Below are 14,712 nucleotides of genomic sequence, written 5' to 3'. Positions count from 1 at the left end.
CGCCCGACTCGCAAATCCGAATTGCACGGGGCGGCCCGGCCCCGAAACGTGCGCCCCTTCCGCGCTGTTGCGAGCGCTTCCACCATGATCGGCCTTACCGAAGAAAACGACGCTCTGCCTCCTCCTCCCCCCCGTTCGCGGGCACCGGAACTCGTGCCGACGTTGTTCGCGCAAGATGGCGTGTTGGCGACGGCGCTCGGTCTCGAGCATCGGCCTCAGCAGGAGGCAATGGCCCGGGGGGTCACGGCCGCCCAATCCACGGACGCGTCGCTCCTGTTTGAAGCCGGGACCGGCGTCGGGAAATCGCTCGCCTACTTGCTGCCCGGCATCATCCAAGCCGTCGACGAGAGTCGTCAAATGATCGTGTCGACCCATACGATCGCCCTCCAGGAGCAGCTCGACAAAAATGATCTTCCGCTCTGTCGGCGCGTGTTTTCCGCCGACGAAACCTTCGAGCCCTACGCCAATTTTAAATCCGCCGTCTTGGTCGGCAAAGCCAACTACCTGTGCACCACCCGTCTCGCCGTCGCTTTACGCGACAAACAGGAGCTCATCCCCACCGCTGAACACACGGAACTGCAGCGCATCGCCACATGGGCCGGCACCACGGAGCACGGCATCCGGCACGAATTGCAGCCGCCGCCGTCCTACGACGTGTGGGATCTGGTCAACGCCGACTCGTCGTCGTGCTCGCGCAAATACTGCAATCACGAGTCCTGCTTTTATCAAAAAGCGCGGGCCCGCCTGCGTGCCGCTCACGTCATCATCCTCAACCACTCGCTCTTTTTTGCTCATATCGCGGCGGGCGCCGGAGAAAATGGCAGCGCGCGCGGCGTCTTGTTTCCGGATGATTTTGTCGTGCTCGACGAAGCCCACACCGTGCCCGCCGTGGCGACCGAACACTGTGGCCTGCATCTCAGTTCCTACGGCACCGACCGCATGTTGAAGCATCTCTTCAATCCGCGCACCCGCCGCGGCTTGATGGTCAAACACGGCGGTGCCACCGAACGTCAGCTCGTGGAGGATGCCTTGGAGGCGTCGACGCAGTTCTTCGCCTTCGTCAGCGAAAAGCTCCTCTCCCAACAAAACATCGTGCGGGTGCGCGAGGAGGGCTTCGCCGACTCGTGGCTCGATGGCCCGCTGCTCGCGTTGCACAAAGCGGTGCGCCAGCGCGCCGACAAACTCGACGATGGCCGCGAGCGCGACGAACTGCTCGATCAGGCGCAGCGCATTGCCACCTATCAAACCGGCCTGCGTCAGTTTCTCTCGGTCGCCGAGCCCGAGAAGTTTGTCTACTGGGTCGAGCGCACCGGGCGCCGCCAGAGCATTGTCACGCTGCGCACCGCGCCGATCGATATCGCTCCGTTTCTCAAAGAGGAGCTCTTCGGTTGCGATACTTCCGTCGTGTGCACGAGCGCGACCCTCGCGCTGGCCGGCCGCATGAAACCCTTCCAAGTCCGCATGGGCGCGACCGAGATCGGGGCCGCCATCGAACGATCGCCCTTCGACTTCGCGCGCAACTTTCGGGCGTTTGTCGCGACCGACATGCCGTTGCCCACCCGCGACGAGGCGCGCTTGGCGCGGGACCGCCTCGTCGACTACATCCGTTACTGCGCTCTGCGCGTGAGTGGCGGCACCTTGGTGCTGTTCACCAGTTACGCCGACTTGCGCCACGTCGCGGCCGAGTTGGAAAGTGATTTCCTCGCCGCGGGTCGGCCCCTGCTCTGTCAGGGCGGAGACCTCTCCCGCACCGCTCTCGCGGACCGGATGCGCGAGTGCGGCAACGCCGTGTTGTTCGGCACCGACAGCTTCTGGACCGGCATCGACGTGCCGGGGCCCGCGCTCTCCCAGGTGATCATCACCCGCCTGCCCTTCGAAGTGCCGACGCATCCCGTGCTCGAAGCCCGCACGGAACTTATCCGCGATCGTGGGGGCAATCCGTTCAACGAACTCACCCTGCCCGATGCGTTGGTCAAGTTTCGTCAGGGGGTGGGTCGTCTTATTCGTCAGGCCACCGATCAGGGCGTGGTGACGCTGCTCGACGCCCGCATCGTGCACAAACCCTACGGTCGCTGGTTCATTGATTGCCTGCCGGAAAAAGAACTCGTGCGCATGGATCGCACCAATCGCGACACCCGGTTTTTACCGTTTGCGTGAACTTGATCGCGCAGCTTGCAGTCCGGTTGCGATTTGTCAGATTCCCCCACCGTGCCGCCCCCGGAAACATCCCTGCTGCGCTCCGCCGCCATCACCGATATCGGACGCGTGCGGCGGCAAAACGAAGATCGCTTTCTCCGCTTGAGCGATCCGCCGTTTTTTGCCGTGGCTGATGGCATCGGCGGGCTGCCGGCCGGAGCGACCGCTGCTCAAACCACCGTCGATTTGCTGGAGGAAGCCGTGCCCGGAACCTCAATCACCCATGCTCGTGACCTGGTGCCTCTCATCGAACACATCAACGGTGAGGTGTCGATCATCGGTCTGCGCCTCAGTCCGATGTATGGCATCGGCACCACCCTCACCTGCGGCCGTATTGTCGGTCATCGCCTGCTCCTGGCTCATGTCGGGGACTCGCGCTGCTACTTGATCTCCGACGGCGAAGTGCGCTGCCTTACCGAAGATCATTCCGTCGAAAACGAGCAAAAGCGTCGGCTCGATCGCGGGGATAAAATCACGCCGATCACCGATGAGCGCACCTTGGTGGCGTTGACCCAATGCATCGGCCAAACCGATTCGCCCGTCGTGGAAACCCACGAAGTGGAGCTTAAGTCCGGCGATCGAATCTTCTTTGCCACCGATGGCATCACCGGGCTGGTCTCCGAAAACGAATTATTGACCATGCTCAGCACCCCCGAGCCCCTGCCGGAACGCCTGGCCAATGTGGTGTCGACCGCGAACGAACGCGGCGGCCCCGACAACGCGACCGGCATCCTGGTCGAATACGACTGCCCCCATCATGAGTGAAGCCCGCGCCGCCCAATTTCAAAAACTCGTCGATCAACAACCAGAGAACGACCTGTTCCGTTTCAGTCTGGCCCAAGCCCTCGAAGCCGCCGGCCGGGCCGAGCAAGCCGTGCCGCACTACGCGCAGTGCGTCGCCGCCAAGGCGGATTGGATGATGCCCCGGATCCTGCTCGGGAAGTTGCAGCTCAAATTGGGCCGCCGCGACGCCGCCAAACCGATACTGGAGGATGCCCTCCGCCTTGCCCTTGCGCAGGACCACGAAGACCCCGCCGCCGAGTTGCAGTTACTGCTCGCCGAGCTCGAATCGCGCTGATCCGACTCCGTCGGCCCCCGGGGCAACCGCGTCCCAGCGTAACCAGAAAGTAACGACGCCCGGCTCGCTCCGCCGCGGAGAATCCCTTCACCGTGGGTCATGCGGGTTATTTTAACCTCCCACGGATCGACGGGTGACATCTACCCCGTGATCGCTCTCGCCGTTGCCATGCAGCGCGCCGGCCACCAGGTGCGTTTTGCCACCATTCCGCACTACCAACAGGATGTGGAGGACGCCGGCATCGAATTCCTGCCCTTGTGTCCGGATTGGGAGCAGGCCGACCTCAGCTACTGGATGGGGCGTCTCCAAAAGATCCGCACCCCCATCTATCAACTGCGTGAGCTCTACGTCGGTGCCCACCAATACATCCCCGAAATGATCGCGCGCATGGATGCCGCCATGCCGGAAACCGATCTCGTGGTTTCCAGCTACCTGTTTCCCATGAACAAAGGCATCGCGGACCGCCACCACGTGCCCTTCGCCACGCTCGCCTTTGCTCCGCACGTCATTCCCTCGCCTGACTATCCACCCGAAAACCTGCCGTCACCGGCGTGGCTCGGGCGCACCACCCGTCGGGCGTGGAATCGGTGGATGTGGCAAACCGCCAACGCCATCGTCGATCGGGTCATCAATTCCACCGTCGCCGAATCGCTGCGGGCCGCCGGCCTGCCCAAGGTGCGCAACTTCTTTTCGAAACCCGCCGAGCAGGTCGTGGTCACCTTGCCGGAAAGCATCTTCCGCCGACCCGATGCCGAGATCGACAGTCGGTTCAAATTCACCGGTTACTGCCGTTGGCAAGCCCCGGAGGATCCTGCGCTCGATCTCGAAATCGCCTCGTTCACTCAAGGTGAACCCGTGCCGATCATCACCTTCGGCAGCATGGTTTACGAAAACGCGGGGGCAACGATGGAGCGCTTCGTCAAAGCCTGGCCCGCGGATCGCAAGATCATCGTGCAACGCGGCTGGGCCCAATTTCCCCGGCTCGGCGACGAATCCCACATCAAGGTAATTGGGAAAGTGTCGCACGACCAACTCTTCAAGCACGCCAGTTGCATCATTCACCACGGCGGTGCCGGCACCACCGGGAGCGCGCTGCACGCGGGCAAACCGCAACTCATCGTGCCGCACATCGGCGATCAGAACTTTTTCGGCATGGAAATGGAACGTATCGGCGTCGGTCTGCGGCTGGGCAAGATGTGGTGGCCCGATCACCTGCACACCAACGTCGACAAACTCCTGTCCGATCCACAGCGCCCCCAACGCGCCGCCGACATCGCGGCGCAACTCCGACAAGAGGACGGCCCCGCCCAAGCCATCTCAGCCTTGGAATCCTTCGTGGCCCACCACCGCGCCGAACGCGCCACGGCCTCGACCTGCTGAGGGATCGCGGCCGTTATTCGCAGCCACGGCGCGATTCGGTGCTGCGACCCGCCTGCCATGCAGCGGCGCTGGCTGTGGCTCGCGCAACGAATTTATGCTCTGCGCCCGTCGGCCATAATGTGCATTATTATTGCAAAACATAAAAATGTGCACTTTATCTGCACATTAGTAACAATTTGCAGTAATTACGCACAATGACTCACGCACGTTTCATTCTCATGGCCGACGTGATTGCCAGCGGTGATCACGCCAGCCGCCCTTTGAGCACTCACCTCAAAGCGATGGTCAAAGCCGTCAACCTCCACCTCGGTAAGAAAATCCTTTCGCCCCTGACGGTTACGCTGGGAGATGAATTTCAGGGCATTTGCGACTCCGCGGTCGCGGGGGTGGGCGCCATGCTTTGGCTCGAACACTACCTGCGACAAAAGCCGCTGCGGGAGAGCCCGTCCTCCTCCCCCTATCAACTGCGCTATGTGTTGCACGAAGGGGCCGTCGAGACGCCGCTCAATCGCGAACGCGCCCACGGCATGCTGGGACCCGGACTTACCTTGGCGCGGCGCCGGCTGGAGGCCCATCGCCGCGGAGCTCCCCGTATTCAAATTGCACTCACGAACGAGACCCTTTCGCGTCGGTTGCAGGACCTCTTTGGTGTTTTGGATACGCTTAGCCAGGACTTCAAGGTGGCCGACTACGCTTTGATTGAGGGGATGATGAAATCGACCGACAGCGAAAGTCTGGCACGTCGCTTCGAGCGCCACCGGACCAGTATTGACCGGCGTCGCCGAACCCTGAAAATAGACGCCTGCCTCACCCTGGAACGCCTGCTTCTCGACCTTGCCGATTCACCTTAACCTCCTCCTCTTCGCCGCCGCCGCGTTTCTCGTCGGAGAACTTGTCGCGGTGCCGGTCTTTCGCCGGATTCGGCAAATTTACGCGCCGAAACTGGAGGGGCGGCCAAGCGATCAACGGGTCGCTTTAATGAAAGGAATGCTGGAGCGTTTGGTCCTCTATCTCGGACTCATTCTGGGCTATGCGGTTGTCTTGGCCGCCTTCGGCGCTTTCAAGCTCGGCACACGTTTGCAAAAGGACAGTGCCGACACGGTGAGCAACGACTACTTCCTGGTGGGCAATTTACTGTCTGTGCTGATCGTGATGGGCGACATCATCCTGGGGCGCCTGCTGCTCGGGGTTCGCCCTTTTTGATACGTGCCCCCCTCATCGACGACGTCGATGCCCCGTAAAATCACGCTGCTGCTTTGGGTGGGTCCAAGTTGAGCGTTTCGGCGGCCGATTCGAACAGCCCGAGAAAGGTTTCCTCCGCCAGCCCCAGTTGACGCCCGCGCAAGTGGCCGAAACCCCATTCGCGGGACAGGGGCTCATCGCCGATGGGCAACGCGACGAGCGAGCCTTCGCGCAGTTCCTTCTGCGCTACCCAACGGGCAAACACCCCGACACCGAGCCCGATTTTAACCAGTTCTTTGGCGGCCTCCATGCTGCCCATCTCGATCGGGTTGTGCATGGTGACGCCGGCCGCCCGCAGGTATTCGGTGACCATGCGGTAGGTGTAGGTGCCTTTGTTGTAGAGAATGAAGGTCGTGGCACTGCGCTCCTCCGTCGTGAGATCCTTGCGCTTCACCCACGGGTGCGAAGGCGCGACATAGAGTTCGAGCGTGTCATTGAAGAGAGGGCGAAACTCGATGTCTTCGCGGTTGGGCGGTCGCAGCATCAGAGCGAGATCAATCTCGTTGGCTCGCAACGCCTCTCCCATCTCCGGACTGTCCGCCGGCTCGACCCGGATCACGCATTCCGGGAAGCTCTGCTTAAACTCCCGCAGCACGCTCGGCAGCAGATATTGACAGGCCGTGGTGCTGGCTCCGATGCGCAGACGCGACTGGCCCCAGTTTTGCAGTTCCTCAATGCCACTGCGCGCGTCCTGCATCTCACGTAGAATTCGGTCGGCGTGCACGAGCAGACGCTCGCCGGCCAAAGTCAGGTGGGCTTTCTTGCCGATCCGGTCGAAAACGCGCACGCCGAGCTCCGTTTCCAATGACTTGATTGCATGGCTCACGGCGGACTGCGTGAGAAAAAGCTCCTTTGCCGCACTGGTGAAGCTGCCGTGTCGCGCCAGGGTCGCGAAAGCGAGCAATTGTCGGCTGTCGATCAGGTTAGCCATGGCGGGGGCAGCGCATAGATGAAGTTCATTGGCGCATTCCTAAGCATTTAATGCGCCATCTTCATCAATTGGCACTCAAGTCGCTGAGGGGGCGTGAACGCATGCCACGTCTAAAAGCCGCCATTTCCGCTCCTCCCGCCCGTAACGATACCACCTTGCGATTGGGCTTCATCGCGCTGAACGACGTGGCCCCCCTGGCCGTCGCTCAAGAACTGGGTTTCTTTAAAAAATACGGGCTGCGCGTGGAATTGAGACGTGAACTCGGTTGGGCCACCATTCGCGACAAAATTGCTTTTGGTGAGATCGAAGCGGCTCATGCCATCAGTTCTCTGCTCATCAGTTCACGCCTGGGTTTGGATACCGCGCCCGCCGATTTTCTAACCGCCTGCGTCCTCAGCACCGGTGGCAATGCCATCACATTGTCGGAACGTTTGTGGACGGCCGGCGTGCGCGACGCGACCACGCTCGCTCAGGAGATTATCAATACCCGTCATGATCACCAGCTGGTGCTGGGAGTGGCCGCCGCCCACTCCAACCACTACCTGCATCTTTGCGAGTGGCTCAAAACCGGCGGCATCAATCCCCATCGTGATGTGCGGATCGTCGTGGTGCCGCCACCGCAGGTCTATCGCAACCTCAACGCCGGCACGATCGACGGCTACTGCGTCGGCGAGCCATGGAATTCCCTCGCGATCCAAAACGACATCGGTTGGTGCGTGGCGACCAGCGACCAACTGCAACCCGACCACGCGGAAAAAGTCCTGATGGTGCGCACCGAATTCGCCCGGACCCGGCACGAGGAACACATGCTGCTCGTGGCTGCATTGGTGGAAGCCTCCAGAAAATGCGACGAACCCGACTTTCGCTCCGACATGGTCAAACTTCTCACCCGTCGCGAATATCTCAATCAACCCGCCAAGATCGTGGGGGCCGGCTTAAAGGGGCCTTTCAAACTTGGCCACGGACGCACCGTCGACGCGACCGACTTTGTGCGGTTTGGCCGCGACGATCTCAATAATCCCAAGGTCGAACGCGCCGATTGGTTGGTCGAAGGATTTCGCAGCAATCGTCTGCTGCCCGCTTCTTCCCCGCAGACGCGCAATCTGGCCCGCGAGGTTTTTCGACCCGACATTTTTGCGCAGGCCCTCAGTCGGCACGGACTGAGTGAAACCTAGTCGCCGCGCCCCGCTTCACGAGATGATCGAATTTACCCACCTCACAGGAGATCGATCATTATCGCCCGAAATCCTGGGTATTAATGGACGGGGGAATGGTGGCGCCGCAACCGGAGTTTTCGGCGTATCAGCAATACGAGGACACGGATCATTCATAGTTAACCCGCGTTTCACGCAGAAACCTAATCATGATGACTCATGTATGAATGATCTGCTGCGTTTTCATTTATTTGATGCATCACGCTATTTGTCCGTTTTGGCACGGTTGGCACCGGGGGAGCTAAAGAGAGGGCCTTGAAAGCGACTGCATCTGCTTTCGTCACCGCCATTTCACCGCAACACCACTTCCTGTCATGCCCACATCCCGCTTCTCTTCATCCCGCGTTCGCCGCCTCGCCCGAACGTGCACCTTCGCCTTCATCAGCGTGGTCACTCTGGCTTCCGCCTCGCGCAGTCTGGCGCAACTTTCGCCGGAAAAGACCGAGCTCAAGTTCGGTTTTATCAAGCTCACCGATTGTGCGCCGCTCGTCATTGCCAAGGAAAAGGGCTTCTTCCGCGATGAGGGTCTGGCCGTGGAGGTGATTGCCCAACCCAATTGGAAGACGCTGCTCGACAACGTCATTTCCGGCAATCTTGACGGGGCCCACATGCTTTCCGGTCAGCCCATCGCCGCCACCATCGGCATCGGCACCAAGGCGCACATCGTCACCGCTTTCACCATGGACCTGAACGGCAACGGCATCACGGTGTCCAACGCCGTGTGGGAATCCATGCAGCTCGAGGACATCGATCTCGATACGCCCACCCCGGTGCATCCGATCTCGGCCAAGGGCCTGCGTCCGGTGGTCGATGAATACTTGTCCAGCGGCTCCAAGCTGCAGATGGGCATGGTCTTTCCGGTATCGACCCACAATTACGAGATCCGCTACTGGCTCGCCGCCGCCGGCATTCACCCTGGCATGTATACCGCCACGGATATCGGAGGCCGCACCGACGCCGAGGTCGAGCTCTCGGTCACCCCGCCCCCGATGATGCCCACGGTGCTCGAGGCCGGTAACATTCAGGGATATTGCGTCGGTGAACCTTGGAACCAACAGGCTGTGGCCAAGGGCATCGGGGTGCCCGTCACCACCAATTACGACATCTGGAAAAACAACCCGGAAAAAGTCTTCGGCGTTTCCAAAGCGTGGGCCGAAGCCAATCCCGATACTCACGTCGCCGTCGTCAAGGCCCTCATCCGCGCCGGCAAGTGGCTCGATGCCACCGACGCCTCCGGTAAACTCATCAACCGCGAAGAAGCCGTGCGCATTCTCGCGCAGCCCAACTACGTCGGCGCTGATTACGATGTCATCAAGAGCTCCATGACGGGCTCCTTCACCTTCCAGAAAACCGACGTCCGCGAGATGCCCGACTTCAACGTGTTCTTCAAATACCACGCCACGTATCCATGGTATAGCGACGGCATTTGGTTCCTCACGCAAATGCGCCGCTGGGGCCAGATCACGGAATCCAAATCGGCTGATTGGTATGCCGAAACCGCCAAGGACATTTACCTCCCCACGGTCTACCTCGCCGCCGCCAAACTGCTCCTCGCCGAGGGTCACGTCGCGGAAGAGGACATCCCGTGGAACACCGATGGCTACAAACCCGCCACCACCGACTTCATCGATGGCAACGCCTTCGATGCTCACGACCCCATCGGTTACATCAACAGCTTTGCGATCGGGAACAAGGACCCGATCTAAGACCACACCAAGCCATAGTCAGTAGTAGTTGTTAACGTTACGGCGGACGCCGCGTTCCCACCGGCGTCCGCCTCCCTCCTTTTTCCCGCTCCCTCGCTCATTCCCGCTCACTCCGGAACGCACGCCATCCTATGAAATACAAGATCCTCAAGGGCCTCGACCTCGCCGGCCTACAGGTGTTCGACCCCGTCGTCCGCCTTTGCTACGGCGAAGAACCCCAAGCCCAACTCAGGAAGATCGGGCAGTTCATCGTGATCCCCGTGATCACCTTTCTGTTGTTTCTCATGTTCTGGGATTTCGCGGGACCTCGCCACACCACCAAGTCGGGCGAAGTGCCGACACCCGGCGTGGTGCTCGATGCCGCCGATGGTGTGCTGACCTTTCACCAGCGTGAAACGATCAAAGGCGAGGATTTGCTTCTCAGCGGGGCCAAACGCGAGGCGGCGCTGGCCGAGGTCGAATCCCGTCTCACCGAGGTTGAACCTCTGGCGGCAGCAGCAGCTGATCATCTCAAGAATACGGAAGTCGCCGCCCGCGAGCATCTCACCGCATCCACCGCCGCGCTGAATGCCGCCTACCGAGCCAAGCGCCTCGAATATCGGGACACCGCCAAAGCGCGCCAAGCCGAGCTCACCACCCTCGCCGCCTCGGTGATCAATGGCACCGACGCGGATCGTCTTCGACTGCTCGCTGCCGTGGATGCCGACAAGGCCGCCACCGCGCGGGAGACCGCCGAGATTCAGACCCTGCGCGATGAACGTTCCGCCCTTGAAAACGCCAAATACCCGCCCTTGATCGCCGCTCGCGCCGAGAGCAACGCGCTGGCCGAGGAGCTGCAGTTCCTTCGTAAACGCCGCGACTTTCTCACCACGGAAAACCGCGAAATCAAAGTCACGGCAGCGACCACCAAGCTCGCCGAGCTCGAAACTCAACTCGCGACCGCGCCGGATGCGGCGACCGCAGTGAAAGCGGCGGCCGCCATCCAACAACAGCACGAGATTATCGCGACCTTGGAAACCTCCACCTACTCCAAACCGTGGACGCTACCGGCTCAAATCGACCGCTCGGTGCGCTGTGTATTGGTTGGTTTCATCGTGGCGTCGGTCATCGCCATTCCCTTCGGCATTCTCTGCGGGCTCAGCCGTATCTTCATGGCCGCGATGACACCGCTCATTTCGCTGTTCAAGCCGGTCTCGCCCATCGTGTGGCTTCCGATTATTTTCGTCATTGTCGGCGGATTCATTCCCGACCCCTCCGATTCCGCGGTCCTTCGCTTTCTCGATCACATCCCGGGACTCGCCGGCATGGATGTGAATCCGGCCTTCATCGCTTCCGCCCTCACCGTCACGATGTGTTCGCTGTGGCCGACCCTGGTCAACACCGCCTTCGGCGTGGCCGCCATCGACAAGGATCACATCAACGTGGCCCGCGTGCTGCGCCTCGGCTTCTTTGCCCGCCTCTTCAAGATTGTGATTCCCTCGGCCCTTCCGCTGATGTTCGCCGGCCTGCGCATCTCGCTCGGAGTCGGATGGATGGTGCTGATCGCCGGAGAGCTGCTTTCGTCGAGTGAAGGCATCGGCAAATTCGTCTGGGACATGTTCAACAACGGTTCGTCGCAAACCTTCGCCCAAATGTTCGTGGTCGTGTTCGTGGTCGGCTTCATCGGCCTGCTTTTCGACCGCATCATGATTATCCTCCAACGCCTCGTGGCCTTCGACGGCGGCACGACCGCAATCTGATCATGTCTTTTCTGGAACTTACGAACGTCTCCGTCGGTTACGGACCGACGAACAACCGCACGGAGGTTCTCTCCGCGGTGAACCTGGCGGTCGAGGAGAACGAATTTGTCGCCATTATCGGCTTCTCGGGGTCGGGTAAATCGACATTGATCAATCTGCTCGCCGGTCTCCAGTTTCCCGATACGGGCGAAGTTCGCATGGGCGGAAAGGTGGTCGCCGAGCCCGGCCCGGAGCGGGGCATCGTCTTTCAGAACTATTCGCTCCTGCCCTGGCTCAGTGTGGCGGAAAATATCGATTTGGCCGTCAAGTCCGTCTTCCCCGCGCTGTCCAAGGCCGAGCGGAAAGCGCACGTCGATCGTTATATTGCCAAGGTCAATCTCTCGCCGGCGCGTGAGAAAAAACCCAGCGAACTTTCCGGTGGCATGCGCCAACGCGTGTCCCTCGCCCGCACCCTTTCCATGCAGCCCGAAGTGCTGTTGCTCGACGAGCCGCTTTCCGCCCTCGATGCGCTCACCCGCGCCAATCTGCAGGACGAAATCACCCGCATTTGGGAGCAGGATAAACGCACGGTTGTGCTCATCACCAACGACGTCGATGAGGCTCTCTTGCTCGCCGATCGCGTCATCCCACTCACCATGGGCCCCCAGGCCACCCTCGCGACTTCCTTCGATGTCACCCTCGACCGTCCCCGCGACCGCACGGCCCTCAATCACGACCCGAAGTTCAAACAGCTTAAGGCTGAGATCACCAATTATCTGCTGGGCCTGAATCGCGAAGCCAAAGCCCTGCGCGTGGATCAACAATTCGAGATGCCCAAAGTCCTGCCCGCCGATTTCTCCACCGGTCGCCGTCTGCCCCCGAGGGCGGTGCAGCATCAGGCCACCATCGATGCCAACGCCGTGCACGATTCGGCGGACAAAAACAATTCTCACGCCGCATGAAAAACGATCGCTACCTGGAAATTTCCAATCTCGTCAAAGCCTACCCCAATCCGTTCGGGGCCGAGATCAAAGTCGTCGACGGCTTTGATCTCAAGGTCCGCCAAGGTGAGTTCATCTCGGTTATCGGTCATTCCGGCTGCGGCAAGTCCACCGTGCTCACCATGATCGCCGGACTCAACCCCATCAGCGACGGCGGCATCGTGGTCGACGGGCGGGAGATCTCCGGTCCCGCACCCGATCGTTCCGTCGTGTTTCAAGCCCCGTGCTTGCTCCCCTGGCTCACGGCTTCTGGCAACGTGATGCTGGGAGTGAAAGAGGTCTACCCGCATGCCTCCAAGCAGGAGAAAAAAGACATCGTCGCCTACGCCCTGTCGGCGGTGGGACTGGGCTCCGCCATGGAAAAGTATCCGCGCGAAATGTCGGGCGGCATGCAACAGCGCGTCGGCATCGCCCGCGCCATCGCACTCAAACCCAAGATCCTGCTCCTGGACGAACCGTTTGGTCGTCTGGATTCGCTCACCCGCATGGAGCTGCAGGACGTGATCCTCGGCGTATTGAGCCGCGACCAAATCACGACCATGTTGATCACCCACGATGTCGATGAGGCCGTCTACATGTCGGATCGGATTTGCATGATGACCAACGGCCCCGGGGCCCGGGTCGGCTCGCTCATGGAAATCGATTTTCCCCGTCCCCGCGTCCGGGAGGACATGATGGTCGATGACAAATTTTTCGCTTACCGCGAACGCTTGCTCCGCTTTCTCGACGAGTGTGAGCACGCCAAAAAAAGTAAACCCGCCGCGCCTGCGGCCCCGTCCGGTGATGCGGTCAAAGCATCGCCGCCCCGCAACTTTCGTCAGCGCATGACCGACTCCATCGCGGCCTTGTTCTGACGCGACCTACACCACACCTGCACCCTGCGTCCCTCCCTCCTATCATGACCAAACTGTGTCTACTCACCTCGATCTGCGGCCTCACCGCCGCCGCGATCACCGCATCCGCCGCGTCGACTCTCGACGAGGTTTTTTCCGAAGGAAAGGTCTCACTCGCCTCCCGAGCCCGCTTTGAATACGGTGACCAGCCCGGCGTCGCCGATTCCAAAGCGGTCACCCTGCGCAACCGCCTTGGATTCACTTCCGGTAAATTCAATGGCTGGTATTTCATGCTCGAAGGAGAAGACGTCCATGCGCTCGACTCCGACAGCTACAACCAAGCCGGTCTCAACCCCGGAGGAGCCGGCCAGGCGGTCATCGCCGATATCGAGGGCACGGAGGTCAACCAGTCCTTTCTTGGTTATGCCGGGCAAAGTGTATCTGGAAAACTAGGACGCCAGCGTTTCGTGCTCGACGGAGCCCGCTTCATCGGCGACGTCGGCTGGCGTCAGGATCAGCAAACCTACGATGCGTTCACCGTCGTGGGCCAACCCGCCGCCGACACGACCGTGACCTACGGCTACCTCTGGCACATCAACCGCATCTTCAGTGATGTGCGTGATTGGCAGTCCGACAGCCACGTTTTCAACGTGGGCTACAAGGGCCTCGGTTCCGGCACGCTCGCGGGTTATGCCTACCTGTTGGATTTCGACAATGCGGCCGCCAATTCCACCGCGACCTACGGTGCCAGCTACGACGGCTCCGCCAAGATCGACGACGGGCTTACCGTGCTTTACCGGTTCGAGCTCGCCACACAGTCCGACTACGGCAACAGCCCCGCCAACTATTCGGCCACTTACTACCTGGGTGAGCTGGGAGCGAAGTTCGGTGGCATCACCGCCAAGATTGGCTATGAAGTTCTCGGGGCCGACAATGGCCAGGGCTTCAAGACGCCCCTCGCCACCCTCCACAAATTTAATGGCTTCGCCGATCTTTTCCTCGGCACTCCCGGCACCGGTTTGGAAGACATCTACGTGAGCATCGGCGGCAAAATCGGCGGAGTTAACCTGACCGCGTTCTACCACGACTTTTCCTCCGACGTGGGCGGCGCCGACTATGGCACCGAGATTGACTTGGTTGCCGCCTATAAATTCGCCTCCCGGTTCACGGCGGTGGCCAAGTTTGCTTCATTCAGCAGCGACGGCTACGCCCGCGACACCGACCGCTTCAGCATCGAGCTGAATTTTGCCTACTGACGTCGGTTCATTCGTCGGGAGCCGGTCATCCGGCTCCCTTTGTGCTCAAGGAAACCCTGGCGCGTGTTCAGTTGGCACCGCTCCGCGGACTCCGATCAGTCACCACGCTCATGATTACGAGCAATTCGATTCCCAATACTAATTAACCATTCCGCCT

General features: G+C 60.7%; 13 protein-coding genes. 12 read left to right on the top strand and 1 reads right to left on the bottom strand.

Translation table 11 applies throughout. The annotated features are described in order from the left end of the window. Positions 1 to 84: 84 nt before the first annotated feature. The 6 genes from PXH66_RS07885 (at position 85) to PXH66_RS07860 (ending at position 5,857) form a co-directional block, all read left to right on the top strand. Positions 85 to 2,157: an ATP-dependent DNA helicase gene (locus PXH66_RS07885; protein ID WP_330928931.1), complete on the top strand. Its 2,073-nt coding sequence runs from the start codon at positions 85 to 87 to the stop codon at positions 2,155 to 2,157. A gap of 51 nt (positions 2,158 to 2,208) precedes the next feature. After that, on the top strand, positions 2,209 to 2,961 hold the full coding sequence (locus PXH66_RS07880) for a PP2C family protein-serine/threonine phosphatase (protein ID WP_330928930.1): 753 nt from the start codon (positions 2,209 to 2,211) through the stop codon (positions 2,959 to 2,961). Continuing rightward, a complete protein-coding gene (locus PXH66_RS07875; RefSeq protein ID WP_330928929.1) occupies positions 2,954 to 3,274 on the top strand; it encodes a molecular chaperone DnaJ in 321 nt (106 codons plus the stop codon). The genes PXH66_RS07880 and PXH66_RS07875 overlap by 8 nt, the downstream gene beginning before the upstream one ends. A 99-nt stretch (positions 3,275 to 3,373) precedes the next feature. Continuing rightward, a complete protein-coding gene (locus PXH66_RS07870) occupies positions 3,374 to 4,654 on the top strand; it encodes a glycosyltransferase (protein WP_330928928.1) in 1,281 nt (426 codons plus the stop codon). Between the two features lie 194 nt (positions 4,655 to 4,848). After that, positions 4,849 to 5,505, top strand: coding sequence for a SatD family protein (locus PXH66_RS07865; protein ID WP_330928927.1), 657 nt, complete (start codon positions 4,849 to 4,851; stop codon positions 5,503 to 5,505). Then, positions 5,489 to 5,857 (top strand): hypothetical protein, encoded by a 369-nt coding sequence (locus PXH66_RS07860; protein WP_330928926.1) that lies wholly within the window; start codon positions 5,489 to 5,491, stop codon positions 5,855 to 5,857. The genes PXH66_RS07865 and PXH66_RS07860 overlap by 17 nt, the downstream gene beginning before the upstream one ends. A 40-nt stretch (positions 5,858 to 5,897) precedes the next feature. Here the strand turns inward: PXH66_RS07860 and PXH66_RS07855 are convergent, their stop codons facing one another. Beyond that, complete coding sequence (locus tag PXH66_RS07855) at positions 5,898 to 6,827, bottom strand: LysR family transcriptional regulator (RefSeq protein WP_330928925.1); 930 nt, start codon at positions 6,825 to 6,827, stop codon at positions 5,898 to 5,900. A 101-nt stretch (positions 6,828 to 6,928) separates the two neighbouring features. Between PXH66_RS07855 and PXH66_RS07850 the strand changes: the two genes are divergently transcribed. The 6 genes from PXH66_RS07850 to PXH66_RS07825 all read left to right on the top strand — a co-directional run bounded on the left by PXH66_RS07850 (position 6,929) and on the right by PXH66_RS07825 (position 14,555). Next, positions 6,929 to 8,002, top strand: a complete 1,074-nt coding sequence (locus PXH66_RS07850) for a CmpA/NrtA family ABC transporter substrate-binding protein (protein WP_330928924.1) — start codon at positions 6,929 to 6,931, stop codon at positions 8,000 to 8,002. 353 nt (positions 8,003 to 8,355) lie between these two features. Beyond that, a complete protein-coding gene (locus PXH66_RS07845) occupies positions 8,356 to 9,747 on the top strand; it encodes a CmpA/NrtA family ABC transporter substrate-binding protein (protein WP_330928923.1) in 1,392 nt (463 codons plus the stop codon). A 131-nt stretch (positions 9,748 to 9,878) separates the two neighbouring features. Then, complete coding sequence (locus tag PXH66_RS07840; RefSeq protein WP_330928922.1) at positions 9,879 to 11,486, top strand: ABC transporter permease; 1,608 nt, start codon at positions 9,879 to 9,881, stop codon at positions 11,484 to 11,486. A 2-nt stretch (positions 11,487 to 11,488) separates the two neighbouring features. After that, positions 11,489 to 12,427, top strand: coding sequence for an ABC transporter ATP-binding protein (locus tag PXH66_RS07835; protein WP_330928921.1), 939 nt, complete (start codon positions 11,489 to 11,491; stop codon positions 12,425 to 12,427). Beyond that, positions 12,424 to 13,320, top strand: coding sequence for an ABC transporter ATP-binding protein (locus PXH66_RS07830; RefSeq protein ID WP_330928920.1), 897 nt, complete (start codon positions 12,424 to 12,426; stop codon positions 13,318 to 13,320). Before PXH66_RS07835 ends, PXH66_RS07830 begins: the two co-directional genes overlap by 4 nt. 44 nt (positions 13,321 to 13,364) lie before the next feature. Next, positions 13,365 to 14,555 (top strand): alginate export family protein, encoded by a 1,191-nt coding sequence (locus tag PXH66_RS07825; RefSeq protein ID WP_330928919.1) that lies wholly within the window; start codon positions 13,365 to 13,367, stop codon positions 14,553 to 14,555. Positions 14,556 to 14,712: the final 157 nt, after the last annotated feature.

It is taken from the genome of Synoicihabitans lomoniglobus (genome assembly GCF_029023725.1).
In the GTDB taxonomy this organism is placed as follows: Bacteria; Verrucomicrobiota; Verrucomicrobiia; order Opitutales; family Opitutaceae; genus Actomonas; species Actomonas lomonigloba.
The sequence above is the reverse complement of the archived record's forward strand: the minus strand, read 5'-3'. Positions and strand labels throughout refer to the sequence as shown.